The sequence below is a fragment of the Mesorhizobium sp. M2A.F.Ca.ET.039.01.1.1 genome (genome assembly GCF_003998035.1).
Lineage (GTDB): Bacteria > Pseudomonadota > Alphaproteobacteria > Rhizobiales > Rhizobiaceae > Mesorhizobium.
This window is the reverse complement of sequence record NZ_RZRY01001412.1, coordinates 1-637: the sequence shown is the minus strand read 5'-3', so window position 1 is coordinate 637 and position 637 is coordinate 1. Positions and strand designations below refer to the sequence as shown.

General features: G+C 66.7%; 1 pseudogene. It reads right to left on the bottom strand.

From position 1 onward, the window contains the following. Positions 1-637, bottom strand: a pseudogene (locus EOA24_RS40170) (kinesin); the annotation flags it as partial.

Here is a 637-nt window from a genome sequence, read left to right as displayed (position 1 = left end):
GCTCCAGATGGCTGCCAAGCGATGCATCGATGGCGGCGCGCGACTCGTTCACCTTGCGCAGATCTTCTTCCAGCGCGCGAGAGATCAAGCCGCGGCCTTCGGCCAGCTTCTGCACTTGGTTGGTGACGGCGGCATCGATCGCCGCGCGGCCCTCGGCGAACTTGGCCAGGTCCTCCTGCATGGCGGCAGCCATGCGTTCGCGGCTCTCGGAAAGCGAGCGGCTGTGGTTCTCGACGGCTTCCTCGATGCCGACCCGGGCATCGGCGAGCCGCTGGATGTCGGAATCGAAGGAGCGCGACACCACATGCCGGGCGGCCTCCATGCGGCCGGCGAAGTCGGTGGCGCGGGCTTCGAGCATGGAGGAGGTGGACGAGATGATGTCGGCCATATCGGCGCCGATCTGGGTCTTGCCCTGATCGATCATCGCCGACAGCGTGTCCTTGCTCTCGGCGAAGGCATGAGCGATTTCCTTCGCGCGTTCCACCATCGTCTCGTTGATCTGGCGGGCGCGCGCTTCGAGGGCGGCGTTGAGCTTCTGCGTGCCGGTGTCGAGCGCTTCGGCGCGGGTCTGGAATTCGCTGATCAGCGCCTGGCCGCGTTCGGCCAGTGTCCGTTCGATGCCGCTGAGGCTCGCCTC